The organism is Microbacterium aurantiacum, assembly GCF_021654035.1.
In the GTDB taxonomy this organism is placed as follows: Bacteria; Actinomycetota; Actinomycetes; order Actinomycetales; family Microbacteriaceae; genus Microbacterium; species Microbacterium aurantiacum.
Window position 1 is genome coordinate 546,347 of the sequence record NZ_JAJPDW010000001.1, and the last position, 24,451, is coordinate 570,797.

Here is a 24,451-nt window from a genome sequence, read left to right on the forward strand (position 1 = left end):
CGTGCAGACATGGCCTGGATCGAGCTACCCCCTGGGAGCGACCTTCGACGGGAACGGGACGAACTTCGCCCTGTTCAGTGAGGGCGCCGACAAAGTGGAATTGTGCCTCTTCGACGATGACGGGACGGAGACGCGCATCGAGCTGATCGACGTCGACGCATACGTCTGGCACGCGTACCTCCCCGAGGTGCGGCCGGGTCAGGTGTACGGATATCGCGTGCACGGTCCGTACGACCCGGAGAACGGGATGCGGTTCAACCCGAACAAGGTGCTGCTCGACCCGTACGCGAAGGCCGTGAACGGTCAGGTGGCGTGGGGGCAGTCCGTCTTCGGCTACAACTTCGGCGAGCCGGACTCGCGCAACGACGAGGACTCGGCCGCCGCCGCGATGAAGGGCGTGGTCGTGAACCCGTTCTTCGACTGGAGCGGCGACCGCCTGCCGAAGACCCCCTACGCCGAATCCTTCATCTACGAGGCCCACGTCAAGGGTCTCACCCAGCTCCACCCGCTGGTTCCCGAAGAGCTCCGCGGCACGTACAGTGGCATCGCCCACCCCGCCGTCATCGAGCATCTGCAGAAGCTCGGTGTGACCGCGATCGAGCTGATGCCCGTGCACCAGTTCGTCGACGACTCCACCCTCCAGGAGAAGGGGCTGTCCAACTACTGGGGTTACAACACGATCGCGTTCTTCGCCCCGCAGAACACCTACGCCTCCAGCGGTCAGCGCGGCGAGCAGGTGCAGGAGTTCAAGGCGATGGTGCGCGCGCTCCACGCCGCGGGCATCGAGGTCATCCTCGACGTCGTCTACAACCACACCGCGGAGGGCAACCACCTCGGTCCCACCCTGTCGATGCGCGGCATCGACAACGTCGCCTATTACAAGCTCGAGGACGACGACAAGCGGTACTACACCGACTACACGGGCACCGGCAACAGCCTCAACGCAGGCAACCCGCACGCCCTGCAGCTGATCATGGACTCGCTGCGGTACTGGGTGCTGGAGATGCACGTCGACGGCTTCCGGTTCGACCTCGCCTCGGTTCTGGCCCGCGAGTTCTACGACGTGGACCGCCTCGCGACCTTCTTCGAGCTCGTGCAGCAGGATCCGGTGGTCTCCCAGGTCAAGCTCATCGCGGAGCCGTGGGACGTCGGTCCCGGCGGCTACCAGGTGGGCAACTTCCCGCCGCAGTGGACGGAGTGGAACGGAAAGTACCGCGACACCGTCCGCGACTTCTGGCGAGGCGAGCCCTCGACCCTCGGTGAGTTCGCCTCCCGCCTGACCGGGTCCAGCGACCTGTACGCCCACTCCGGACGCTGGCCGGTCGCCTCGATCAACTTCGTCACCGCGCACGACGGCTTCACGCTGCGCGACCTGGTGTCGTACAACGAGAAGCACAACGACGCCAACGGCGAGGACGGACGCGACGGCGAGTCGCACAACCGCTCGTACAACTTCGGCGTCGAGGGCCCCACGGACGACCCCGACATCCTGGCGCTGCGCTCCCGGCAGCAGCGGAACTTCCTCAGCACGCTGCTCCTCAGCCAGGGGGTGCCGATGCTGTTGCACGGAGACGAGCTCGGCCGCACGCAGGGCGGCAACAACAACGGGTATGCGCAGGACAACGAGATCACCTGGGTGGATTGGGAGTCCGCCGACACCTCGCTGATCGATTTCACCGCGGCCCTCTCGCGCCTCCGCCGCCAGCATCCGACGTTCCGCCGCAGTCGCTTCTTCAACGGCGGCCCGGTCCGCTCAGAGGAGGGCGCCCCCGTCCCCGACGTGGTGTGGCTCCGTCCCGATGGGACCGTCATGCAGCCGGAGGACTGGGACTCCGGGTTCGGCCGCGCGGTCGGGGTGTACCTCAACGGCCACGGCATCCGCGAGCGCGACCGTCGTGGCGAGCCCATCACGGACGATCACTTCATCCTCTTCTTCAACGCCGGTGACGAGCCCGTCTCCGTCCGGCTGCCGAACGCGGACTACGGCGCGAGCTGGGACGTGCTGGTCGACACCGCGGCGCGTCTGGCCGACGGCGGACCGGTGAAGCCGGAGGGCGAGATCGAGGTCGCCGAACGGTCGATGGTCGTCCTCCGCGAACACGCGGACTCCGACACCACCGTCGACCACGCCCTCTCGTCCGTGTTGAGCGCGGAGACGGCCACCTCGGCGATCCAGATCGTGCCGACGCCCGCACCCGCACCGAAACCGGAGCTGTGACATGAGGCGCGAGCCTGTCTCCACGTACCGACTGCAGATCCGCGCCTCCTTCGACCTGGACGCCGCGGCGCGCCGCGCGCAGTACCTCAGCGACCTCGGTGCGTCGTGGGCGTATCTGTCCCCGCTTCTGGCGGCGACGGACGGGTCCGACCACGGCTACGACGTCGTCGACACCACGGCGATCGATCCGGCCCGCGGCGGTGCGGCGGGCCTGGACCGGTTCGCCGCCGTGGCGCGGGAGGCCGGGCTCGGCATCCTGATCGACATCGTCCCGAACCACATGGGGGTCTCCGCCCCGCGCGAGAACGCGTGGTGGTGGGATATGCTCCGCCGCGGCGCCGAGTCGCCGCACGCGGCCGCCTTCGACGTGGATCCGCGCCTCAGCGGCGGGCGCGTGCGCCTGCCCGCCCTCGGCGGTCCCCTCGACGAGGTCCTCGCCGCCGGAGAGCTCACGCTCGATCGGACCCCCGCGGAGGACGCGCCCGACGGACTCCTGCGCTACTACGAGAACGTCTTCCCGCTCGCGCCCGGTTCGCTGGACGCGGTGGAGGACTCCGATCTGACGGATGCCGACACCATCCGCGCGGTGCTCGCCCGGCAGCACTACGAGCTGATGTTCTGGCGTCGGGAGGCGGCGGAGCTCAACTACCGGCGCTTCTTCGCGGTGACCTCGCTCGCCGGCGTCCGGATCGAGGACCCTGCGGTGTTCGACGCGACCCACACCGAGATCCTGCGCTGGACGCGCGAGGGGCTCGCGGACGGTCTGCGGGTGGACCACCCGGACGGACTCGCTGACCCGGACGCCTACCTCGATCGCCTCGCCGGCGCGACCGGGGACGCGTACGTGCTCGTGGAGAAGATCCTCGAGCACGGCGAGACCCTGCCCGCATGGTGGGCCACTGACGGGACGACCGGATACGACGCGCTCGCCGAGATCGGACGGGTCCTGATCGACCCGGCGGGGGAAGCGGGCCTGGACGCGCTCGATGCGCGCCTGCGCGCCGACAGCGGCCTCCCCGCCCCGCTCGCCTGGCACGACCTCATCCACGACACCAAGCGGATGATCGCGGACACGATCCAGGTCGCCGAGATCCGCCGCCTCATCCGGCTCCTCCCCGACGACGTGCGTGAGGGGGCGGAGGAGCCGGTGCAGGACGCGCTCGCCGAGCTCCTGGCGTGCTTCCCCGTCTACCGCTCCTACCTGCCGGCGGGACGCGAGCACCTCGAGGCCGCTGCCGCCGAGAGCCGTGATCGGCGGCCGGAGCTCGCCGCCACCATCGACGCGCTCGTGCCGCTCCTGGCCGATCCGGCGAACGAGGTCGCGCGGCGCTTCCAGCAGACCACCGGGCCCGTCATGGCCAAGGGCGTCGAAGACACCGCGTTCTACCGGCACACCCGGCTCGGCCCGCTCACCGAGGTGGGCGGCGACCCGTCGCAGTTCTCGCTGTCGGTCGCGGAGTTCCACACCGCCCAGGCGGCGCGGCTCGCCGCGTGGCCGCACGCGATGACGACGCTGTCGACCCACGACACCAAGCGGGGCGAGGACGTGCGCGCGCGTCTGAGCGTCCTCGCCGAGATGCCCGACCGCTGGGCGGATCAGCTCGCCGCATTCCAGCGCATCGGTTCGACGGGGCACGGGCCCTTCGACGCTCTGCTCTGGCAGGCGATCATCGGCGCGTGGCCGGCCTCCGCCGAGCGCCTCCACGCCTACGCCGAGAAGGCGGCGCGCGAGGCCGCCGAAGCCACCGGGTGGTGGGATCCGGATGCCGACTTCGAGAAGCGGATGCACGCCGTCATCGACGCCGCGACGGGGCCGGGTGCCTCCGAGGTGCAGGCGTTCGTCGACGAGATCGCCGCCCCCGGCTGGGTGAACAGCCTCTCGCAGAAGGTGCTGCAGCTCGCCGGTCCCGGCGTCCCGGACGTGTACCAGGGGTCGGAGCTGTGGGAGACCTCTCTCGTCGACCCCGACAACCGTCGCCCGGTCGACTTCGATCTGCGCGCACGGATGCTCGCCGACCTCGACGCCGCGCCCGCGGAGCAGGTGCCGCCGATCGACGAGACGGGAGCTGCCAAGCTCCTCGTCACGTCCCGGACGCTGCGACTGCGTCGCGACCGCCCGGAGCTGTTCGACCGCTACACGCCGATGACCGCGGTCGGGGCCGCGGCCGATCACCTCGTCGCGGCAGACCGCGGCGGGGCCGTCGTCGCCGCGACCCGCCTGCCCGTGGGTCTGGCCGCGCGCGGCGGGTGGGGGGACACCGCGCTGCTCCGCCGCCCGGTTCCGGCCGTCGACGCGTTCACCGGCCGCCGGTTCACCGCGGGCGAGATCGCCGTGGCGGACCTCTTCGCGCACTACCCCGTGGCTCTGCTCATCCGAGAGGACGATGACCGATGACCGTTGACCTGTGGGCTCCGCGTGCCTCCCGGGTGCGCCTGCGCCGGATCGGAACGGACGGCGCCCCCGGCGTCGACCTCGAGCTGGACGCCGCCACCGACGGATGGTGGCGGGCGGACGTCGAGCTCGCCGACGGGGAACGCTACGGCTTCGTGCTCGGCGACGGCGACGACCTCCGCCCCGACCCCCGCTCGCGTCGTCAGCCCGACGGCGTGCACGCGGCATCCGCTCATGTGGATCTCGCGCAGCACACCTGGACGGACGCCGCCTGGACCGGGCGCCAGCTCGCGGGCGGACTCATCTACGAGCTGCACATCGGCACCTTCACGCCCGAGGGGACCCTGGACGCGGCGATCGCGAAGTTCCCGCACCTGCGCGACATCGGCGTCACCCACATCGAACTCCTGCCCGTCAACGCCGTCAACGGCGTGCACAACTGGGGGTACGACGGGGTGCTCTGGTACGCCGTCCACGAGCCGTACGGCGGACCCGCCGCGTACCAGCGATTCGTCGACGCGGCGCACGCGGCGGGCTTCGCGGTGATCCAGGACGTCGTCTACAACCACCTCGGCCCGAGCGGGAACTACCTGCCCGAGTTCGGTCCCTACCTCCGCGAGGGCAGCCGCAACACGTGGGGGGACTCGGTCAACCTCGACGAGGACGCCGTGCGGGCGTACATCGTCGAGAACGCGCTGATGTGGATGCGCGACATGCACGTCGACGGGCTGCGGCTGGATGCCGTCCACGCCCTCCTCGACGAGCGCGACGAGCACATCCTCGCCGAACTGGCGCGCCGCACCGACGCCCTGTCGGCGCACCTGGGGCGACCGCTGACGCTCATCGCCGAGTCCGACATGAACGACCCCACGCTGATCCTCCCGCGGGAGGCCGGCGGGTACGGTCTCACCGCGCAGTGGAGCGACGATTGGCACCACGCCGTCCACGTCGCCGTCAGCGGTGAGACCGTGGGCTACTACGAGGACTTCGCCGACCCCGAGGCGCTGCCGAAGGTCTGGAGTCGCGGCTTCTACCACGACGGCACGTACTCGTCCTTTCGAGGGCGCGATCACGGCAAGCCGATCCCCGCCAAGGTGCCGGCGTGGCGTCTGGTGACCTTCGCGCAGGATCACGACCAGATCGGCAACCGCGCGACGGGCGACCGTCTGTCGCAGAACCTCGACGACGACCGCCTGGCGATCGCCGCGGTGCTGACGCTCACCGCGCCGGGGACGCCGATGCTGTTCCAGGGCGAGGAGTGGGCGGCATCCACGCCGTGGCAGTTCTTCACCTCCCACCCCGAGCCCGAGCTCGGGGAGGCCACCGCGAAGGGCCGGATCGCCGAGTTCGCCGAGATGGGCTGGGACGAATCCGTCGTTCCGGATCCGCAGGATCCCGAGACGTTCACACGATCGAAGCTGAACTGGGACGAGGTGACCACCGGACGGCACATGCGCCTGCTGTCGCTCTACCGCGAGCTCGCACGCCTCCGCCGCGAGGTGCCCGAGCTGACCGACCCGGCGTGGCCTGACGCCGGGCAGCGCGAGGTCGCGGGCGGCCGCGTGTACCGCCTCGACCGCGGCGCCGTCACGGTGTGGGTCAACGTGTCGGAGGCCGACGTGACGGTGGAGACGGATGCCGCGTCCGAGGTCCTCCTCGCCACCGACCCCGCGACCGCGGTGATTCCGGCGGGGCTCCGCCTCCCGGCCGTCTCGGCGACCGTCGTGCGGGCGGCGGGCGAGGGCGCGCGATGAGCCGCTCCTGGTCCGACGGGACGTGGACGCACGAGCCGGCGGCGGTGGAGGAGGTCGGGCGAGACCTCGTCGTCACCGCGGTGGAGGGGAGCGACGCCTGGCGGCACACCTCCTACGGGTTCGTGCACGACACCGAGCACGCGCTCCTCGCCCCGTTCGCGATCGACACGGCGGTCGAGGTCGAGTTCACCGCGGCGTTCTCCGGGGAGTTCGACCAGGCGGGGATCTTCGTCCGCGCCGGGGACGAGCACTGGATCAAGGCGGGCGTGGAGTTCGCCGACGGTGTCCCCGGCGTCGGCGCCGTGGTCACCGACATCCGCTCGGACTGGTCGATCGCACCCGTCCCGGACTGGACGGATCGCCGGATCACCGTGCGGGTGAGCTGGACGGGCGATGCCCTCACCGTCCGCGCGGCACCGACGGGCGAGCCGTTGCGCCTCGTGCGGGTGCTGCCCTTTCTTCCCGCCGACCCCGGCGCGGTGGGAGCGGGGCCGATGGTGTGCGGTCCGACGCGCGCGGGCCTGCGCGTGCCGTTCCACGCCTGGCGGGTGACGGACGCCGACGCGTCCCTCCACTGACGAACACGTTCACTCGTCGCGTCTTGCGGGTCTATCGCGCGGTCACCCGCAAGAGGCGACGAGTGAACGAAGGGGGTAGGGCCCTCAGGCGGATTCGCGCCAGACGACGGGGCAGTCGAGCATGATCGGGGTCTCGATGCGCTCGCCGCGCAGCTGCGCGAGCACCGCCTTCGCCGCCGCGCGCCCCAGCTCGCCGGCGGGCTGGTGGATTGTCGACAGCGGCGGATCGCATCGCAGAGCCCACGAGCTGTCGTCGAACCCGACGATCCCGACGTCCTCCGGCACACGGCGCCCGGCCTCCCGGAGCCGCTGCTCGCCCCGGGCAACGCCGTCATCCTCCACGCCCGCGCCGTCTGACGGGAACCCGTCGCGGCGGGAGCATGGGAACCGGATGCAGACCGGACGGCTCGGGCGTGCTAGCCTGGCCCGACCCCGGCTCTCGGGGTTCCATCGTCGCCGAACCCTCTGCGCTCACGGCGGAGCTGCGGAGTCTGGGCCGCATCACGCGGCATCATCGCCGTCCTCATCCGGATCACGTCGCTCGCTCGACGATCTCGGATCCCACCTCGTCCGTCTCGATCCGTCGGAACGGCGTCCATGGTCGCATACGCGGCTTGCACAAAAAGAAAAAGGAAAGACACGATGGCCACTGGCACCGTGAAATGGTTCAACTCCGAAAAGGGCTACGGCTTCATCGCTCCCGATGACGGCTCCGCCGACCTGTTCGCGCACTACAGCGCGATCGCCACGTCCGGCTTCAAGGAGCTGCGCGAAGACCAGAAGGTCGAGTTCGACGCGGAGCGCGGGCCCAAGGGCATGCAGGCCGCGAACATCCGGCCTCTCTGATCCTCACCGCCGACCGGATGACCTCCGGTCGGCGGTCCACTGTATGCCGGGTCGCGTATAGCACCCGGCATACAGTGGGCCCACACAGCGATCGGCACCCGCCCTTGGCTTCCGGCCCCCGGGTCCCGATCGAAAGAGCAGGTGCTCTCATCGTCGCCACCGTCCTCGAGCCCAAGCTCGGACCTGTTCGTCAGACGTACTCCCGCACCGAAGACTTCCCGCAGCTGACCCGCGCGTTCACCGACGTGTCCCAGGTCGTGCGCGAAAGCGGCCTCCTGCGCCGCACCCCCTGGTTCTACGCCCTCACCGGCAGCCTCGTCGCCCTCGGCTTCGCCGCCTGCGTCGCCGGTCTTCTCCTCCTCGGAGACAGCTGGTTCACGCTGCTCATCGCCGCCGCGCTCGGCATCCTGTACACGCAAGTGGCGTTCCTCTCGCACGAGGCCGCGCACAAGCAGATCCTCTCTTCCGGGCCCGCGAACGACCGTCTCGCCCGTCTCCTCGGCAACGGCATCGTCGGCATGAGCTACTCGTGGTGGACCACGAAGCACACCCGCCACCACGCCAACCCGAACCGCGTCGGCAAAGACCCCGACATCGAGATCGACACGATCTCCTTCCTCGACGAGGATGCCGCGTCCGCGCGGGGTCTCCGCCGGGCGATCACCCGCCGTCAGGGATGGCTGTTCTTCCCCCTCCTGACGCTCGAGGGCCTGAACCTCCACGCCATCGCGTTCGGCCACGTCTTCGGGCGCGGACCGGTCAAGAACCGCGCGGCCGAGATCAGCCTCCTCCTCCTGCGCTTCGCCGTCTTCGTGGTGCCGATCTTCTTCCTCCTCCCGCTCGGCATGGCCTTCGCCTTCCTGGGCGTGCAGCTCGCGGTCTTCGGCGTGTACATGGGAGCCTCCTTCGCTCCGAACCACAAGGGCATGGCCGTGATCGCCCCCGACGCGAAGCTCGACTTCTTCTCCAAGCAGGTGCGCACCTCCCGGAACATCGCCGGCGGCTGGTGGGCCACGTGGCTCATGGGCGGACTCAACTACCAGATCGAGCACCACCTGTTCCCGAACATGCCGCGCCCGCACCTCTCCAAGGCCCGCGAGATCGTCATCGAGCAGTGCCGCACCCTCGACGTGCCGTACACCGAGACGACGCTGCTGCGCTCGTACGCGATCGTGATCGACTACCTCAACCGCGTCGGCCTCGCCGCCCGGGACCCCTTCGACTGCCCGGTGGTCGCCGTCCACCGTCGCGGCTAGGCGGCCCGGGCTCGCCCGGACCGTGGACGACGCGCGGATAGACCCCTCCTTCCACGGCGTCGCCACGGCGCGCGCACTCGATGTGCGCAAGCGGCCGGTCCGCTGGCTCCTCGGCCATGTGCCCAGCCGGGTGCCGCCGGCTCTCGCGCGGACGGTGTCGGTCCGTGCGGTGCGCGAGGCCGGCGTGCAGTACCGGCTTTACCGTCCGCACACGCGGCGGTCGTCCGCGGCCCTCGTGTGGATCCACGGGGGCGGGCTCGTCACCGGGTCGCCCCGCCAGGACGACCGGTTCTGCGCGCTTGTCGCGGCGACCCTGCGGATCACCGTCGTCTCGGCCGGCTACCGGCTCGCCCCCCGGCATCCGTTCCCCGCCGCGCTCGATGACGTGCACGCGGTCTGGATGCGCACCGTCGCCACGGCACGGGCCCGCGACCTCGACCCGTCGCGCATCGCCCTCGGCGGCGTGAGCGCGGGCGGCGGACTCGCCGCGGCCCTCACGCAGCGACTCCGCGACGAAGGCGGGATCGCGCCGGCCGCGCAGCTGCTGATCGCGCCCATGCTGGACGCGCGGACGGCCGCAGACCGCACCCTCGACGCCGTCGCCCACCCCGTCTGGAACAACACCTCCAACCGGTTCGGCTGGGGGTCCTACCTCGGCGAGGCCCTCGCGTGCCCCCCGCCGTACGCCGTCCCCGCCCAGCGCGGAGACCTCGCGGAACTCCCTCCGGCGTGGATCGGCGTCGGCGACATCGACCTCTTCCACGACGAGGACGCCGCCTACGCCCGGCGCCTGCGCGCCGCAGGGGTGGATGCTCAGCTCCGCGTCGTGCCCGGGGCTCCGCACGGGTTCGACACGCTCTTCCCCGAGGCCCCGGCATCCGTCGCGTTCCGTCGCGAAGCCCTCACGTGGCTCGGCGGTGCGCTGGGAGTCCTAGACCTCGTCGCGCCATGAGTGCTGCGGAGCGTAGCCCAGCAGGCGACGCGCCTTGTCGATCGAGAGCAGGGTCTCGTTCGTCCCCACCTCGCCCCGGCGCGGGACGTCGGGGAAGACCTCGTGCAGCAGCTCGCCGTTCGGGCGGGTCATGACGGTGTCCGCCGCCGCGATGATGAACGTGTCGAAGCCCACCGGCGCCGACGTGAGCGCCCGCTCGACCGCCTGCGCGCCGTCGCGCGCGTCGATGTAGCCCCAGAGGTTCCACTTCCGGATGCCGGCATCCGCGTCGAAGGACGGGAAGGCGGCGTAGTCCTCGGGGACCATGACGTTCGAGAAGCGCAGGGCCGTGATGGACAGGTCGGTGTGCCAGCGGACGAGCTCGTCGGCCATCCGCTCCTCGAGCGTCTTCACGAGCGAGTAGACGCTCTCCGGCCGCGGCGCGTACTCCTCGTCCACAGGGACGTAGGGCGGGGGGACGTCGAAGGGCAGGCCGAGGACCGTCTCGCTCGACGCGTACACGATGCGACGGATGCCGAGCCGCACCGCAGCCCAGAACACGTTGAACGTGGCGGTCATGTTGTTGTGGAACGTCGCGACCTCGCTCCGCAGGCCCGGCGCGGGGATCGCCCCGAGGTGGACGACCGCGTCCACGCCGTCCCCACGATCGCCGAGCCCGGCGAACGCGTCGACGACCTGGCCGTAGTCGGTGAGGTCGACCTGGAGGAAGCCGGGGGCGCGGGTCCCCGCGACATCCATCCCGATGACATCGTGACCCGCGGCGCGCAGCTCGCGAGCGACGACGGTGCCGAGCTTTCCGCTGGATCCGGTGAGGGCGATACGCATGGGATCAGCCTCGCATGTCCGCCGCCCGGGGGGATCCATCGCGTCGATGTGAGCCCCTGCGCGTCGTTCGTGTCATAATCAGGCGCGCGCGGGCACGGGGGTGATCCGGCGCAGACAGGACTGGGGGACGGTCACGTGGGGGATCGGCGCGCGATGGACGCGCGCGAACAAGGGCGTCGTGCGCGCCCGAGGGCGCGTGGACGGGCACGGAATGCCGTGGTGGCGGTTCTGACGATCGCCGCGGTGGTCGGGCTCAGCAGTGCGGGCGGCGCGGCACTCGCCGGGTTCCTGGTGACCTCGACCGACCGTCTCGGTGTGAGCACCTCCGCCGGGGCGTCCGGCGTGTCCGGTACCCCGACGGCCTCGTCGCCGCCGGAGACGCCGTCGCCGGCGGCCTCGCTCCCCGTTCCCGACACCACTGAGACCCCCGTCGCCGAGCCCGTCGCACCCGAGCCGGAGCCGGCCCCGCCGCCCGTCTCGCCCGCCGACATCCCGTGCGACACGGGCGTGACGATGTCGGTGTGGGCGCACTACGACGACGATCTGCTGTTCATGAATCCGCGTCTCCTCGAGGCGTTCGACGCCGGGCGGTGCGTGCGGACCGTGTTCCTCACCGGGTCGGATGCCGGGCGCGGCGAGCACTACGCCAAGGGCCGTGAGCTCGGCATCCTGCGCGCGTACAACACCATGCGGGGCGCGCAGGGGTTCTGGGCCGAGCACCGCGTGACGCTGAACTCGGGCGTCGAGATCAGTCAGTGGTCGCCGGAGGATGATCCGGACATCACCGTGGTGTTCCTGCGCCTCCCCGACGGAGCGCTGAACGGCGGCGGATTCCGCGCGACCGGGTTCGTCACGCTGCCGGCCCTGGTCTCGGGGGCGCTCGCGTCGCTCGCGCCCATCGACGGCGGGACCCCGCTGACCCTCGACGCGCTGACCTCGTCGCTGTCGGAGCTGATCGTCGCCTACCGCGTCGATCAGCTGTACACCCATGTGCCGCAGGGCACCGAGTGGGCCGGCGGCGACCACCCCGACCACTCGGCGACCGGCACGGTCACCCGCGCCGCGTGGCAGGCGATCGGCTTCCCCGCCGACCGTGTCAGCTACGCGGTCGGCTACCGCACCCAGGACCTGCCGGCGAACCTCTCCGGCGACCTGCTGGCGCGCAAGGTGGACGCGTTCCGGGTGTACGCGGCGCAGGATTCGGTCGTCTCGTGCGCGTCGGCGCAGGCGTGCCTGGCCAAGCCGAAGTTCGGTGTGTGGCTGCAGCGGCAGTACGCCAAGACCGAGGCCGAGCTCTTCCCCGCCGGCTGACCCGCCTCCCGCGCCGCCCCCGCTGCGTACCGAACTCCTCCATTCCGGCCGGAAACGGCCGAATCCGGGCCCGCAGGGGCCAACCGGGGCCGGATCGGAGGAGTTCGGCCCGCGGAGAAATCCGGCGGAACTGCATCCGACCCCCTGCGCGCGCCGGAATAATCAGCGAGACGACCGGCTTGCACTCCCGCATCGCGGTCGCACGAACGCCGCATTGCGGTCACCGAACGAGGGAGCCCCCATGTCACAGGCCCGCCCCGCCGATGTCCCGGCCGATGTTCACCCGGCCGAGATCACCCCGCTGACCGAGGCGCAGGTGCGCACTGCGGTGACCATCCCGCTGCGGTTCTCCGACGGGTACACCGCTCCCGCGCGGGTGCTCACCTTCACCGGCCTGGTCGACGGCGCCGAGCACCTCCTCCTCGCCTTCGGCGACGCGGTGAATGACGACGGCGAGGTGACCCCCGGCGCGGACGTCCTCATCCGCATGCACAGCGAGTGCCTCACCGGAGACGTCTTCGGCTCGGAGCGGTGCGACTGCGGACCTCAGCTGCGCGAGGCCGCCGAGCGCCTGAACGACGCGGGCGGCCTGCTCCTCTACCTCCGCCAGGAGGGCCGCGGGATCGGCCTGTACGCGAAGCTCGACGCCTACGCGCTGCAGGATGCCGGCCTCGACACCTACGACGCGAACACCGCGCTCGGCCACGGGGAGGACGAACGCGACTACACCGCCGCCGCCCAGATGCTGCGCGCGGTCGGGGTCGGCGGCATCCGTCTCCTGACGAACAACCCCGACAAGGCCGCGCAGCTCTCGGCGCTCGGGATCGACGTGGTCGATGTCGTCCGCACCGGCGTCCACGTCACCGCGTCCAACGCCCGGTACCTGGAGGCCAAGCGCGACCGGACCGGGCACCTGCTGGAGCTCCCCGCGGCGTGACGGACGCCCCGCCCGGGCCATGATGGAGCGGTGCCCCCCGTCGCCGCGACGCTCGAACGCCACCAGGTGGCGCTGTGCCTCGCGGCGATCGCCGGGGGAGCCGCCGTCGGCATCCTCGCCCCGGCGACCGCTCCCGTCGTCGCACCGGCGATCACCCCGGTCATCGCCCTCCTCCTCTTCGCCACGTTCCTCGGCGTGCCGTTCCGGACGCTCGGGACGGCGCTGCGCGACACGCGCTTCGCCGCCACGGTGCTCGCCGTCAACTTCCTCGTGGTGCCGCTGGTCGTCTTCGCCCTCAGCCGCGTGGTCGCCGCCGAGGAGGCGGTGCTCGTCGGCGTGCTGCTGGTGCTGCTGACGCCGTGCGTCGACTACGTCATCGTCTTCGCCGGCCTCGCCGGTGGTGCGCGCGACAAGCTCCTCGCGGCGACTCCGCTGCTGATGGTGGTGCAGATCCTCCTCCTGCCGCTGTATCTGCTCCTCCTGGCGGGCCCCACGATCGTCGGCGCGTTCGATCTCCGACCGTTCGTCGAGGCCTTCCTCCTGCTCATCGCTCTGCCCCTGGGGGCGGCGGTCCTCGTGCAGCTGGGTGCCCGTCGCGTCCGCGTCATCGCGAGGATCCAGGATGCCGCAATCACCGCGATGGTCCCGCTGATGATGCTGACCCTCGCGGTGGTGGTGGCCTCGCAGATCGCCGATGTGGCCGGTCGGGCCGGTGCGCTCCTCGCCGTCGTCCCGGTGTACCTCGCGTTCACGGCGGTGATGGTTCCGCTCGGCATCGTCGCCGCCCGCGTCGCGGGCCTCGCCGTCCCCGAGCGGCGGGCGGTGGTCTTCAGCGGGGTGACGCGGAACTCCCTCGTCGTCCTGCCGCTCGCGCTCGCCCTCCCGGCCGGCTTCGCGCTGACGCCGCTCGTGGTGGTCACCCAGACGCTCGTCGAGCTCGTCGCGATGGTCGTCCTCGTCGCCGTCGTCCCGCGCCTGGTGCGGCATCGGTCGCCGTCTGCCTAGCCGAAGCGCAGACCGGCCGCAAGCCTCCGCTGCTCGGGCGTTCGGACGCGAGGGTGGGGGAATGGATGTCATCGGCTATCACGCCTCGCACGAGCAGTTCCCGCCGAGCGCCCTCCTCGAGTGGGTCGCCCTCGCGGAGCAGGCCGGTTTCGACGCCGCGATGTGCTCGGACCACCTCGCCCCGTGGGGCGTGCGCCAGGGTGAGTCCGGGTTCTCGTGGAGCTGGCTGGGGGCGGCACTCTCGCGCACCTCGTTCTCGATCGGGTCGGTCTCGTCGCCCGTGCAGCGCATGCACCCGGTCGTCTCGGCGCAGGCGATCGCGACGCTGGAGGAGATGTTCCCGGGGCGGTTCTGGACGGCGCTCGGCAGCGGTGAGGCGCTCAACGAGCACGTGACCGGCGAAGGATGGCCGGAGAAGCCCGAACGCGACCGGCGCCTGGACGAAGCGCAGTCCGTCATCGCCCGACTCCTCGCCGGCGAGAAGGTGACGCACGACGGCCGTGTGCGCGTGCACGAAGCGCGCCTGTGGACGCTCCCGGAGACACCCCCGCCGCTGTTCGCCGCCGCGGTCAGCGTCGAAACCGCCGTCCGCGTGGCCCCGTGGGCGGACGGCCTCGCCACCGTCGCCCAGCCGCGGGAGACGCTGGAGCGGGTGCTTACCGGCTACCGGGATGCCGGGGGCCGCGGTCCCGCCGCCCTCCAGGTGCACGTCTGCCTGACCGATGATCTCGACGCTGGCATGCGTACCGTGCGCGATCAGTGGCGTCACGGCGCCCTTCCGCCGACGCGGCTGTGGGACATCTCCACTCCGGAGGAGTTCGATGCCGCGGCCTCGGACGTCACCGACGAGGAACTCCGCGAGAGCGTCCTCATCTCTGACGACGCCGACGAGCTCGCCGCCCGGATCGCCGATCTCGTCTCGGTCGGCTTCGACCGCGTCTACCTCCACGAGGTCGGCCCGGACCAGCGCTCGTTCATCGAGCGTGCCGGCCGCGAGCTCCTCCCGGCCCTGCGGGCGATCGTATGAAGCCCGCGGACACCGCCGACCTGTGGTGGAAGTCGGCGATCTACTACTGCCTGGATGTCGAGACCTATCTCGATGCGAACGGGGACGGCATCGGTGACCTCGAGGGTCTGGCCGAGCGCATCGACTATCTCGCCGACCTCGGCATCACGTGCCTGTGGCTGATGCCGATTTACCCGACCCCCGACCGCGACGACGGGTACGACGTCAGCGACTTCTACGGCATCGACCCGCGGCTGGGGACCCACGGCGATCTCGTGGAGGTCATCCGGATGGCGCGGGATCGCGGCATCCGCGTGATCGTCGACCTCGTCGTCAACCACACCTCCGACCGGCATCCGTGGTTCATCTCCGCCCGCCGCAGCCGCACCTCGCCCTACCGCGACTTCTACGTCTGGACCGATGAGGCTCCCGCCGATGCACCGAACATGATCTTCCCGGGCGAGGAAGATTCGATCTGGGAGTACGACGAGAAGACCGAGCAGTACTTCCTGCACACGTTCTACCGGCACCAGCCCGATTTGAACATCGCCAACCCGAAGGTCCGCGACGAGATCGCGAAGGTCATCGGCTTCTGGGTGAAGCTGGGCATCTCGGGTTTCCGCGTGGATGCCGTGCCCTTCCTCATCGAACCGCCCGAGGGTGAGGACATGGGCGACCCGCACGCGTTCCTCCGCGACCTGAAGCGCTTCCTCCGGCGGCGCAGCAGCGAGTCGATGCTGCTGGGCGAGGTCAACCTGCCCTACGACGAGCAGCTGGAGTACTTCGGCGGTCCTGAGGGTGGCGAGCTCGACCTGCAGTTCGACTTCGTGGGGATGCAGGCCCTCTACCTCTCGCTCGCCCGGCGGGACACGACGCCGCTCCGCACGGCGCTCGAGGCGCGGCCGGATCTGCCGATCGAGGCGGGCTGGGCGAACTTCGTCCGCAACCACGACGAGCTCACCCTCGACAAGCTCAGCGACGAGGAGCGGGAGGAGGTCTTCGCCGCGTTCGCACCCGACGAGAGTCAGCGCATCTACGACCGCGGGATCGTCAAGCGTCTGCCGACGATGCTCGACGGCGACCCGCGCCGCCTCCGGATGGTCTACAGCCTCATGTTCTCCCTCCCCGGAGCCCCCGTGCTCTTCTACGGCGAGGAGATCGGGATGGCCGAAGACGCGCGCGTCACCGATCGCCTCGCCGTCCGCACCCCCATGCAGTGGACCGCGGAGGCGAAGGGCGGCTTCTCCACCGCGGCGCCCTCGAGGTGGCCGGGTCGGTTCCCCGAGGACGGCTACGCGCCGCGTTTCGTCAATGCCGCCGCCCAGCGGAACGACCCCGACTCGCTGCTGCAGTTCGTGCGTCACCTCACCTCGCGCTACCGCACGAGCCCGGAGATCGGGTGGGGCGAGCTGCGCATCCTCGCGCAGGAGAACGACGCCCTCCTCGTCCACGGGGTGCGCAGCGACCTCGGCCACCTCATCGCGGTCCACAACTTCGACGACGTGCCGTGCGTGGCGCGCATCGACGTCGGCGACGAGCCGGAGGGCACGGTCCTCAGCGACCTCTTCGGCGCGGGCGTGCATCGCGCAGACGGCGCCGTGGTCGAGATCGATGTGGCCCCGTTCGGCTGGCACTGGTTCCGCGTGCATCGGCCGGGGGAGGAGATCCTCGTCTGATCCATTCTTCGTCCGGTGGGCGTGGGACGAAGGGCCTTGAACGGATGCCCCCACCGGCGTTGACTGGATCTCCGGACGTTCATGGGAGGTCGGTATGCACGCGCCATCACCCGAAGTGGAAGTGCTCGAGGTCGCCGAGTGCTGGCGCCTGCTGCGCATCAGCCATCTCGGCCGGATCGCCGTCGTCGACCCCGACGGCTCGCCCGACCTGTTCCCGGTCAACTACGTCGCCGGCGCCGACGCGCTGTTCCTCCGCACCGCGCCGGGCGCGAAGCTCGATGCGTTCGCCGCGGGGCGGCCGGTCGCCTTCGAGATCGATCGGGAGAATCACGGAGACGTGTGGAGCGTGGTCGTCCGGGGTCGCGCGCGCATCCTCGACACGGATGCCGAGGTCGAGGCATCCGGAGTCCGGGGTCTGCGCTCGGCGGGGTCGTGGGTGAAGAACGAGGTCGTGCGGGTCGATCCTGACCGCGTGAGCGGGCGCCGCTTCCTCCGTGCGTCCCGGAGCGCGTCGCGGAATGCGCGTCGGAATGCGCCGCCCGGAGCGTCGGGACCGGCTGACTCAGGAGCGCATGAGATCCACGATGCCCACGACAGCAAACCCAAGCCGATCCCGCACCTGCCGCCGCGCCCCGGGGGCTCCGCGGTGTGATCGAATGAACGGGTGCCCACGCTTGCGGATCTGACCGAGGACGGGCGACGTTTCGTCTCCGACCGCCACCTGGCCACCCTGTCGACCATCGGCCCGACCGCACTCATCCACGCGGTCGCCGTCGGGTTCACGGTGGCCGACGGGGTCGTGCGGATCATCACCGGCGACGGGACGCAGAAGGTCCGCAACGTCGAGCGCGACGGCCGGGCGACCGTCGCGCAGGTGTCGGGGCCGCAGTGGCTGAGCATCGCCGGACGCGCGGTGATCGAGCGCGATCCCGCTGCCGTGCGGCGCGCCGAAGAGCTGTACACCGAGCGCTACCGGCCGCCCCGCGTGAACCCGAAACGCGTGGTGATCCGCATCGAACCCGAGCGTGTGATGGGGTCGTCGGGGCTGTTCGACGCCTCCTGACCCGCCCCCCGGGAGGCGTCAGGCGGAGTCCGCCGCCAGCCAGCGCAGGATCCGGTCACGATCGGCGTCCCGCTCCGGGGGAGCTTTCGAGTAGTCGAGGTCGCCGCTCGACCAGCGGATCGGATGCCGGACGGTGGGGACGCCGCTCTCCGCCGGGCCCGCGGTGACCACCGGGTCGAGCCCGAGCTCATCGGCCATCCGGATGCCGCCGGCGATGTCGTTGAGCGGTCCGCAGGGCACGCCTGCATCCCGCAGTCGGGCCGACCACTCCGCCGCGGGTCGCGCCCGCAGCGCCTCGGTGAGGAGGGTGTGCAGGATCTCGCGGTGCGCGTTGCGCGCGGGCATCGTCGCGAACCGGGGATCCTCGACGAGATCGGGGGTCTCCAGCGCCTCGCACAGCTGCGCGAACTGCCGATCGTTGCCCACCGCGATGACGAGCGTGCCGTCCGCCGTGGCGAAGGGCTCGTAGGGTGCAAGGCTCGGGTGCGCGTTGCCGAGCCGGCCGGGGCTCGCGCCCGCGGCGATCACCGCCGACGCCTGGTTCACCAGGCCCGACAACGCGGAGGTCAGCAGGTCCACCTCGACGCGCTGGCCTTCTCCGTCGCGCTCCCGTGCGTGCAGGGCGCCGAGTATGCCGACAGCGGCATGGAGGCCGGCGAGCACGTCGACGACGGCGACACCGACCTTCGTCGGCGGTCCGTCCGCATCTCCGGTGACGCTCATGAGACCCGACGCCGCCTGGGCGAGGAGGTCGTAGCCGGGGAGGGCGGCACCGGCGCCGGAGCCGAACCCGGTGAGTGAGGCGACGATCAGCGCCGGATGCCGCGCCCGCACGCTCGCGGCGTCCAGGCCGAACCGTGCGAGCGCGCCGGGACGGAAGTTCTCGACCATCACATCGGCGCGCGCGACGATCCGATGGGCGATCGCGAGGTCGCCGGCATCCGCGAAGTCCAGGCTGAGGGCGAACTTGTTGCGGTTGACGGAGAGGAAGTACGTGCTCTCGTCGCCCCGGACCGGAGGTCGCCACCGGCGGGTGTCGTCGCCGCCGGGCGACTCGACCTTCACCACCAGCGCCCCCATGTCGGCCAGCAGCATGGTCGCGTAGGGGCCCGCGAGGACGCGGCTGAAGTCCGCCACGACGACGCCCGCGAGCGGACCGTGCGTCGGTCGGTCGAACGCGCGGGCGAGCTCGGCGGGATCGATCATGGGATCCATCTTGCTCGCCCGTCTGCGGGCGTGGTGGTGCACACTCGAAGCGGAGGCGCGACATGACCGACACATCCGCGGCGGACCTCCGCCGTGCCCTGGACCTCATGGACATCGAGTCGGAGTTCACCGACGAGGAGCGGGCGGGCAGGGACCGCGTGCGGGAGTTCGTCGAACGCCGCATCCGTCCGCACATCGCGGACTGGTACGACCGGGCGCACTTCCCCCGCGAGCTGATCCCCGAGATGGCCGAGCTCGGGCTCCTGGGGATGCACCTGCACGGCTACGGCTGCGCGGGGCGCTCGGCGGTGGAGTACGGCCTCGCGATGGCCGAGCTCGAGGCCGGCGACTCCGGCATCCGCACGTTCGTGTCGGTGCAGGGGTCGCTGGCGATGTCGGCCATCGCGAAGCACGGCACCGAGGCGCAGAAGCAGCGGTGGCTCCCCGGCATGGCGGCGGGGGAGATCATCGGATGCTTCGGTCTCACCGAGCCGGATGCCGGGTCAGACCCGGGCGGGATGGCCACGACCGCGCGTCGTGACGGCGACGGCTGGGTCATCGACGGCGCCAAGCGCTGGATCGGGCTCGCGTCCATCGCCGACGTCGCCGTCGTCTGGGCGCGTGCGGAGGACGGTGTGCGCGGATTCCTCGTCCCGACGGACACCCCCGGCTTCGCGGCCGTCCCCATTCCCGAGAAGCTGTCGATGCGCGCGTCCATCCAGTGCGACGTGACGCTCGAGGGCGTGCGCGTCCCGGCCGACGCGATGCTCGAGGTCCGTGGGCTCCGCGGCCCCTTCTCGTGCCTGAACGAGGCGCGGTACGGCATCGCGTGGGGAGCGGTCGGCGCCGCGCGGGACGCGGCCGAACAGGCGCTGGCGTACGCCCTGGCGCGCCGCCAGTTCGACCGCCCGATCGCATCGTTCCAGCTGACGCAGCGGAAGATCGTCGAGTGGGCCCTGGAGATCCAGAAGGCGCAGCTCCTCGCCCTCCGGCTCGGACGCCTGAAGGATGCCGGAAGGCTGGAGCACCACATGATCTCGGTGGCGAAGCTCAACAACACCCGCGCGGCGATCGAGATCGCCCGGGACGCGCGCACCGTCCTCGGCGGGAACGGCGTCACCCTGGAGTATTCGCCGCTGCGCCATGCGAACAACCTCGAGTCCGTCCGCACGTACGAGGGCACCGACGAGGTCCACACGCTGATCCTGGGGGAGCGGATCACGGGGATCCCGGCCTTCCGCGGCTGAGGGCGATCTTCATTCCCATTGGGTGGGAATGCCTCCATCGTGCGCGCGGTCCCGCCGCACGATGGAGTGCCCGATCGTCATGTCGAGGGAGACATCCATGACCGAGACCCCGTCCGCGGCCGCGCCGGAGACGCTGCTGGCGTCGCCGGACCAGGTGAGCCAGGCTGCCATCACGCAGGAGATCATCGACGCGCACGCCGCGGCGGAGCGCCGGGTGGCGGCGGGGGAGGACGTCCCCGCCACCCTCTACGACTTCCCGCCGTACCGGTCCAGCATCCTGCGGCATCCGACGAAGAACCCGAAGCTGGTCGACCCCGAGACGATCGAGCTGTTCTCGCCGGCGTTCGGGCAGCGCGACGTCGCCGCGATCGAGTCCGACCTCACCCTGCAGCACACCGGCGAGCCGCAGGGAGAGCGCATCACCGTCAGCGGCACGGTGCGCGACTCGTGGGGACGCCCGGTGCGCGCCCAGCTCGTGGAGATCTGGCAGGCCAACGCCGCCGGACGCTACATCCACCAGCGCGACCAGCACCCCGCGCCGCTGGACCCGAACTTCACCGGTGCCGGACGCATCGTCACCGACGACGCCGGCGCGTACCACTTCACCACGATCAAGCCCGGCGCCTACCCGTGGAAGAACCACGTCAACGCGTGGCGGCCCGCCCACATCCACTTCTCGGTGTTCGGATCGGCGTTCACGCAGCGGATCGTCACCCAGATGTACTTCCCCGGCGACCCCCTGTTCGCGCTCGACCCGATCTACAACACCATCCGCACCCAGAAGGACCGCGATCGCCTGGTGGGCGTCTACGACCACGACCTCACCGTCCCGGAGTTCTCCATGGGGTTCCGGTTCGACATCGTCGTGGACGGTCCCGACGCGACGTGGTTCGAGAACGAGGGAGACCACTGATGAGCGAGCAGCCCGAGACCCGCGAACGCCTCGCCCCGACCCCCGGGCAGACCGTCGGGCCATTCTTCGCCTACGGCGTGGAGTACCCGAAGATGAGCCAGGTCGTCTTCCCGCACTCCCCGGGTTCGATCGTGCTGCGCGGCACCGTCACCGACGGGAACGGCCAGGCGATCCCCGACGCGTTCATCGAGATCTTCTCCGCCGACACCGACGGCTCCGTGCCGCGGGCGCGGGGGGCGTTCCGGCGCGACGACCACACCTTCACCGGCTTCGGGCGCACCTTCACCACCGACGACGGGCACTGGGAGTTCTGGACGCGGAACCCCGGCGCCCAGGAGGGCAAGGCCCCCTTCATCGCCGCGATCGTCTACGCGCGGGGCCTGCCGAACAAGCTGCACACGCGCATCTACCTCCCGGACTCGCCCGAGCTCCTCGCCGCCGACCCGTTCCTGTCCTCGTTGACCCCAGAGGAGCGCGATAGTCTCATCGCAACGCGCACGCCCGACGGCGGACTCCACTTCGACATCCGGCTGCAGGGCGAGAAGGAGACCGTCTTCCTTGCCTTCTGACGTCCCCGGATTCGATCTGGGACTGCTCTCGCCGGTCACCGCCGGCCACGACGACCTCGTCTCCGACCGGCTCTTCCTCGATGCCCTCGTCTCCGCCGAGGTGGCGCTCGTCGAGGCGTACGGCACGATGGGTCTCGCGCCCGTCGAGGCCGTCGCTGCGATCCGGGAGGAGTTCCGCGCGGATCGCGGCATCCGTCCGTCCTCGGGCATCGACGCGGCGGCACTCGCCACGGATGCCGTGGCCGGAGGCAATCCGGTCATTCCGCTGGTCGGGGTGATGAAGGCGCGTGTGCCCGCGGACGCGCGGGAGTGGGTCCACCGGGGCGCGACGAGTCAGGACATCTGGGACTCGGCGATCATGATCGTCGCCAAGCGCGCCGTCGAGCAGGTGTCGCGTTCCGTCCGCAACGCGCAGGAGTGGCTGCTGCAGCTCGCCGAGCGACACCGCGATGACGTCGTCGTCGCGCGCACGCTCACGCAGCACGCCGTCCCCACGACCTTCGCCCTGCGGGCGGTGAACTGGCAACGGGGTCTCCGGCGCGCGGCCGCTCGGCTGGACGCCCTGGAGTTCCCCGCGCAGCTCTCCGGCGCCGGCGGGACCCTCGCCTCCTTCGTGGAGGTCGCCGGTTCGCCGGCACAGGCGGAGCAGCTCGTCGCATCGTTCGCGGAGCATGCCGGGCTGGATGCCCCCGACGGGCCCTGGCACGTGCTGCGTCATCCCGTGACCGAGATCGGCGACGTGCTCGTCCAGGCCGTCGATGCGCTCGGCAAGCTCGCCGCGGATGTCGCGACCCTCAGCCGCACCGAGATCGGCGAGGTCGCCGAGGGCATCGGCGGCGGGTCCTCCGCGATGCCGCAGAAGCAAAACCCCGCCGAGGCCGTGCTCATCCGCTCCGCCGCCCTGCGCGCGCCGCAACTCGGGGCGACGCTCCACCTCGCCTCCGCGCTCGCGGTGGACGAGCGGCCCGACGGTGCGTGGCACGCCGAATGGCCGACGCTCCGGGAGCTCCTGCGACTCGCACTCGGTGCCGCGTGGCACGCCGCATCCCTCACCGCGCATCTCCGGGTCGACGCGGCGGCCGCGGCGGCGCACGTGGACGACACCGGGGGACTCGTGCTCGCCGAACGTCTCTCCCTGGTCCTCGGCCCACGCGTCGGACGCGAAGAGGTCGCCGCGCTGGTCGCCCGCGCGGGCGCGGGGGAGGATCTCGCCGCCCTGGTCCGGGGGCTCATCGCCCGGCACGACCTCGATCTCGACGCCGACACCCTGCTCGACCCGGCCGGCTACACCGGCCTCGCCGACATCCTGGTGGACCGCGCCCTGCACGCCGATCGCCGCATCGCCGCTCCCCGCGAGGAGGACGCATGACCGTCCCGACGCTGTCGTTCACCGCCCCCGTGGGGCCTGCCGGGGCGCCGCTGGTGATCCTCGGGCCCTCGCTCGGCACCTCCACGATCCTCTGGGAGGACGTCATCCCCGCGCTCGCCGTGCGGAACCGCGTCGTGGCCTGGGATCTGCCCGGACACGGCGCCTCCGCCCCGGCCGACGCGCCCTTCTCCGTCGCCGACCTCGCCGACGCCGTCGCGGAGGGTGCGCGCGCGCTCGCGGACGGCCCCGTCTCCTACGCCGGTGTCTCGCTCGGGGGTGCGGTGGGACTCGAGTTCGGCCTCCGGCATTCGGAGCTCGTCGACCGGCTCGCGATCGTCGCCTCGGGTGCGCAGCTCGGCGATCCCGCGGCCTGGCACGAGCGCGCGGCGACCGTGCGCGCGCAGTCGACCTCGGTCCTCATCGTCCCGTCGGCGCAGCGCTGGTTCGCGCCCGGGTCGATCGAGCGCCGCCCCGAGCTCTCCGGGCGCCTCCTGCACGCGCTCCGCGACGCCGACGCCGAGAGCTACGCGCGGTGCTGCGAGGCGCTCGCCGACTTCGACGTGCGGGCCCGCCTGTCGGACCTCCGGATGCCGGTCCTGGCGCTGTGGGGCGAGCACGACGCCGTCGCCCCCGAGGCGAAGGCGCGCGAGATCGGCGACGGGGTCGCCCACGGACGCGTCTCGCGCCTCGCGGGGGTCGCGCACCTCCCGCCCGCGGAGGATCCCGCGGCGACGGCGGCGGCGCTCGCGGCCTTCTTCGGACCGGCATCCGGTTCCGACGGTCGCGACGACGACGGCCGCGACGACCACGAGCGCGAGCAGGAGCAGGAGCAGTGATGACCGGAACGACCCGACCCGACGGCGACGGCCTCACCGACGGCGAACGCCACGCGCAGGGCATGGGGGTGCGTCGCGAGGTGCTCTCGGACGCCCACGTCGACCGCGCGATCGCGGCCACCACGCCCCTCACCGCCGACTTCCAGGACCTCATCACCCGGTACGCCTGGGGTGACATCTGGTCGCGCCCGGGACTGGACCGCCGCGCGCGGTCGGTCGCGGTGCTCACCGCGCTCATCGCCCTCGGGCACCATGAAGAGCTCGCGATGCACCTGCGCGCGGCGCGGCGGAACGGGCTGAGCATGGAGGAGATCCAGGAGGTCATCCTCCAGTCCGCGATCTACTGCGGCGTCCCGGCGGCGAACACCGCCTTCCGCATCGCCTCGGAGGTCTTCGCCGCCGGCGAGTGACCCGCTCCCCGTCTCCTCCGCTCTGGCGCGGAGGTGCTGTGCGGCGTACACTGATCGTCATGCGCACACATGTGCGCAATGC

23 protein-coding genes are annotated in these 24,451 nt (G+C 71.4%); 20 read left to right on the forward strand and 3 right to left on the reverse strand.

All coding sequences use genetic code 11. The features are described 5' to 3' along the window. Position 1 precedes the first annotated feature (1 nt). The 4 genes from glgX to LTL01_RS02660 are packed head-to-tail and all read left to right on the forward strand — an operon-like array spanning position 2 to position 6,942. Positions 2–2,218, forward strand: a complete 2,217-nt coding sequence (gene glgX / locus LTL01_RS02645; protein ID WP_236967301.1) for a glycogen debranching protein GlgX — start codon at positions 2–4, stop codon at positions 2,216–2,218. A 1-nt stretch (position 2,219) separates the two neighbouring features. Then, positions 2,220–4,613, forward strand: a complete 2,394-nt coding sequence (treY, locus tag LTL01_RS02650; protein WP_236967302.1) for a malto-oligosyltrehalose synthase — start codon at positions 2,220–2,222, stop codon at positions 4,611–4,613. Continuing rightward, positions 4,610–6,364 carry a malto-oligosyltrehalose trehalohydrolase gene (treZ, locus tag LTL01_RS02655; RefSeq protein ID WP_236967303.1) on the forward strand — a complete coding sequence of 585 codons (1,755 nt, stop codon included), beginning with the start codon at positions 4,610–4,612 and terminating at the stop codon, positions 6,362–6,364. The genes treY and treZ overlap by 4 nt, the downstream gene beginning before the upstream one ends. After that, complete coding sequence (locus tag LTL01_RS02660; protein ID WP_236967304.1) at positions 6,361–6,942, forward strand: DUF1349 domain-containing protein; 582 nt, start codon at positions 6,361–6,363, stop codon at positions 6,940–6,942. The genes treZ and LTL01_RS02660 overlap by 4 nt, the downstream gene beginning before the upstream one ends. 84 nt (positions 6,943–7,026) lie before the next feature. On the opposite strand, the gene LTL01_RS02665 is transcribed toward LTL01_RS02660, so the two are convergent. Continuing rightward, the gene (locus tag LTL01_RS02665) at positions 7,027–7,284 is read right to left on the reverse strand and encodes a substrate-binding domain-containing protein (RefSeq protein WP_308195163.1); all 258 of its coding nucleotides are present in this window, start codon (positions 7,282–7,284) and stop codon (positions 7,027–7,029) included. A 300-nt stretch (positions 7,285–7,584) separates the two neighbouring features. Here LTL01_RS02665 and LTL01_RS02670 point away from each other — a divergent pair, with 300 nt between their 5' ends. The 3 genes from LTL01_RS02670 (at position 7,585) to LTL01_RS02680 (ending at position 9,996) form a co-directional block, all read left to right on the forward strand. Beyond that, complete coding sequence (locus tag LTL01_RS02670) at positions 7,585–7,788, forward strand: cold-shock protein (RefSeq protein WP_236967305.1); 204 nt, start codon at positions 7,585–7,587, stop codon at positions 7,786–7,788. A 128-nt stretch (positions 7,789–7,916) separates the two neighbouring features. Then, the gene (locus LTL01_RS02675; RefSeq protein ID WP_236967719.1) at positions 7,917–9,044 is read left to right on the forward strand and encodes a fatty acid desaturase family protein; all 1,128 of its coding nucleotides are present in this window, start codon (positions 7,917–7,919) and stop codon (positions 9,042–9,044) included. Positions 9,045–9,066: 22 nt separating this feature from the next. Next, positions 9,067–9,996 carry an alpha/beta hydrolase gene (locus LTL01_RS02680; RefSeq protein WP_236967306.1) on the forward strand — a complete coding sequence of 310 codons (930 nt, stop codon included), beginning with the start codon at positions 9,067–9,069 and terminating at the stop codon, positions 9,994–9,996. Here the strand turns inward: LTL01_RS02680 and LTL01_RS02685 are convergent. After that, positions 9,976–10,821 (reverse strand): NAD-dependent epimerase/dehydratase family protein, encoded by an 846-nt coding sequence (locus LTL01_RS02685; protein ID WP_236967307.1) that lies wholly within the window; start codon positions 10,819–10,821, stop codon positions 9,976–9,978. The two genes, LTL01_RS02680 and LTL01_RS02685, sit on opposite strands and share 21 nt — an antisense overlap. Before the next feature lie 219 nt (positions 10,822–11,040). Between LTL01_RS02685 and LTL01_RS02690 the strand changes: the two genes are divergently transcribed. From LTL01_RS02690 to LTL01_RS02720, 7 genes are all read left to right on the forward strand, one after another. Beyond that, complete coding sequence (locus LTL01_RS02690; protein WP_236967308.1) at positions 11,041–12,132, forward strand: PIG-L deacetylase family protein; 1,092 nt, start codon at positions 11,041–11,043, stop codon at positions 12,130–12,132. A 241-nt stretch (positions 12,133–12,373) separates the two neighbouring features. Continuing rightward, positions 12,374–13,069, forward strand: coding sequence for a GTP cyclohydrolase II (locus tag LTL01_RS02695; protein WP_236967309.1), 696 nt, complete (start codon positions 12,374–12,376; stop codon positions 13,067–13,069). Positions 13,070–13,099: 30 nt separating this feature from the next. After that, a complete protein-coding gene (locus LTL01_RS02700; protein WP_236967310.1) occupies positions 13,100–14,074 on the forward strand; it encodes an arsenic resistance protein in 975 nt (324 codons plus the stop codon). A gap of 61 nt (positions 14,075–14,135) precedes the next feature. Then, on the forward strand, positions 14,136–15,101 hold the full coding sequence (locus LTL01_RS02705; RefSeq protein WP_053548863.1) for a TIGR03885 family FMN-dependent LLM class oxidoreductase: 966 nt from the start codon (positions 14,136–14,138) through the stop codon (positions 15,099–15,101). Further along, positions 15,098–16,756, forward strand: a complete 1,659-nt coding sequence (locus tag LTL01_RS02710) for an alpha-amylase family protein (protein WP_236967311.1) — start codon at positions 15,098–15,100, stop codon at positions 16,754–16,756. The genes LTL01_RS02705 and LTL01_RS02710 overlap by 4 nt, the downstream gene beginning before the upstream one ends. A 94-nt stretch (positions 16,757–16,850) precedes the next feature. Further along, a complete protein-coding gene (locus LTL01_RS02715; protein WP_236967312.1) occupies positions 16,851–17,408 on the forward strand; it encodes a pyridoxamine 5'-phosphate oxidase family protein in 558 nt (185 codons plus the stop codon). Positions 17,409–17,420: 12 nt separating this feature from the next. Next, on the forward strand, positions 17,421–17,819 hold the full coding sequence (locus LTL01_RS02720) for a PPOX class F420-dependent oxidoreductase (protein WP_053548860.1): 399 nt from the start codon (positions 17,421–17,423) through the stop codon (positions 17,817–17,819). 18 nt (positions 17,820–17,837) lie between these two features. Here LTL01_RS02720 and LTL01_RS02725 read toward each other — a convergent pair whose 3' ends face one another. Further along, positions 17,838–19,025, reverse strand: coding sequence for a CaiB/BaiF CoA transferase family protein (locus tag LTL01_RS02725; RefSeq protein ID WP_236967313.1), 1,188 nt, complete (start codon positions 19,023–19,025; stop codon positions 17,838–17,840). A gap of 62 nt (positions 19,026–19,087) precedes the next feature. On the opposite strand from LTL01_RS02725, the gene LTL01_RS02730 reads away from it, so the two are divergent. From LTL01_RS02730 to pcaC, 6 genes are all read left to right on the forward strand, one after another. After that, a complete protein-coding gene (locus tag LTL01_RS02730; RefSeq protein WP_236967314.1) occupies positions 19,088–20,272 on the forward strand; it encodes an acyl-CoA dehydrogenase family protein in 1,185 nt (394 codons plus the stop codon). 97 nt (positions 20,273–20,369) lie between these two features. Continuing rightward, entirely contained in the window at positions 20,370–21,185 is an 816-nt protein-coding gene (pcaH, locus tag LTL01_RS02735; RefSeq protein ID WP_236967315.1) for a protocatechuate 3,4-dioxygenase subunit beta, read from the forward strand. Continuing rightward, positions 21,185–21,754: a protocatechuate 3,4-dioxygenase subunit alpha gene (gene pcaG / locus LTL01_RS02740; RefSeq protein ID WP_053548856.1), complete on the forward strand. Its 570-nt coding sequence runs from the start codon at positions 21,185–21,187 to the stop codon at positions 21,752–21,754. The genes pcaH and pcaG overlap by 1 nt, the downstream gene beginning before the upstream one ends. Continuing rightward, positions 21,744–23,123 (forward strand): lyase family protein, encoded by a 1,380-nt coding sequence (locus LTL01_RS02745; RefSeq protein WP_236967316.1) that lies wholly within the window; start codon positions 21,744–21,746, stop codon positions 23,121–23,123. The genes pcaG and LTL01_RS02745 overlap by 11 nt, the downstream gene beginning before the upstream one ends. Continuing rightward, positions 23,120–23,959, forward strand: coding sequence for an alpha/beta fold hydrolase (locus tag LTL01_RS02750; protein ID WP_236967317.1), 840 nt, complete (start codon positions 23,120–23,122; stop codon positions 23,957–23,959). The genes LTL01_RS02745 and LTL01_RS02750 overlap by 4 nt, the downstream gene beginning before the upstream one ends. Next, a complete protein-coding gene (pcaC, locus tag LTL01_RS02755; protein ID WP_053548853.1) occupies positions 23,959–24,369 on the forward strand; it encodes a 4-carboxymuconolactone decarboxylase in 411 nt (136 codons plus the stop codon). Before LTL01_RS02750 ends, pcaC begins: the two co-directional genes overlap by 1 nt. Positions 24,370–24,451 lie beyond the last annotated feature (82 nt).

What these genes read in the sequence shown, in the direction of transcription:
- LTL01_RS02710 (WP_236967311.1), top strand. Translation starts at nt 15,098, where the DNA reads ATGAAGCCCGCGGACACCGCCGACCTGTGGTGGAAGTCGGCGATCTAC.
- pcaC (WP_053548853.1), top strand. Translation starts at nt 23,959, where the DNA reads ATGACCGGAACGACCCGACCCGACGGCGACGGCCTCACCGACGGCGAA.
- treY (WP_236967302.1), top strand. Translation starts at nt 2,220, where the DNA reads ATGAGGCGCGAGCCTGTCTCCACGTACCGACTGCAGATCCGCGCCTCC.
- LTL01_RS02670 (WP_236967305.1), top strand. Translation starts at nt 7,585, where the DNA reads ATGGCCACTGGCACCGTGAAATGGTTCAACTCCGAAAAGGGCTACGGC.
- LTL01_RS02695 (WP_236967309.1), top strand. Translation starts at nt 12,374, where the DNA reads ATGTCACAGGCCCGCCCCGCCGATGTCCCGGCCGATGTTCACCCGGCC.
- treZ (WP_236967303.1), top strand. Translation starts at nt 4,610, where the DNA reads ATGACCGTTGACCTGTGGGCTCCGCGTGCCTCCCGGGTGCGCCTGCGC.
- pcaH (WP_236967315.1), top strand. Translation starts at nt 20,370, where the DNA reads ATGACCGAGACCCCGTCCGCGGCCGCGCCGGAGACGCTGCTGGCGTCG.
- LTL01_RS02725 (WP_236967313.1), bottom strand. Translation starts at nt 19,025, where the DNA reads ATGATCGATCCCGCCGAGCTCGCCCGCGCGTTCGACCGACCGACGCAC.
- LTL01_RS02705 (WP_053548863.1), top strand. Translation starts at nt 14,136, where the DNA reads ATGGATGTCATCGGCTATCACGCCTCGCACGAGCAGTTCCCGCCGAGC.
- LTL01_RS02685 (WP_236967307.1), bottom strand. Translation starts at nt 10,821, where the DNA reads ATGCGTATCGCCCTCACCGGATCCAGCGGAAAGCTCGGCACCGTCGTC.
- pcaG (WP_053548856.1), top strand. Translation starts at nt 21,185, where the DNA reads ATGAGCGAGCAGCCCGAGACCCGCGAACGCCTCGCCCCGACCCCCGGG.
- LTL01_RS02750 (WP_236967317.1), top strand. Translation starts at nt 23,120, where the DNA reads ATGACCGTCCCGACGCTGTCGTTCACCGCCCCCGTGGGGCCTGCCGGG.
- LTL01_RS02715 (WP_236967312.1), top strand. Translation starts at nt 16,851, where the DNA reads ATGCACGCGCCATCACCCGAAGTGGAAGTGCTCGAGGTCGCCGAGTGC.
- LTL01_RS02730 (WP_236967314.1), top strand. Translation starts at nt 19,088, where the DNA reads ATGACCGACACATCCGCGGCGGACCTCCGCCGTGCCCTGGACCTCATG.
- LTL01_RS02660 (WP_236967304.1), top strand. Translation starts at nt 6,361, where the DNA reads ATGAGCCGCTCCTGGTCCGACGGGACGTGGACGCACGAGCCGGCGGCG.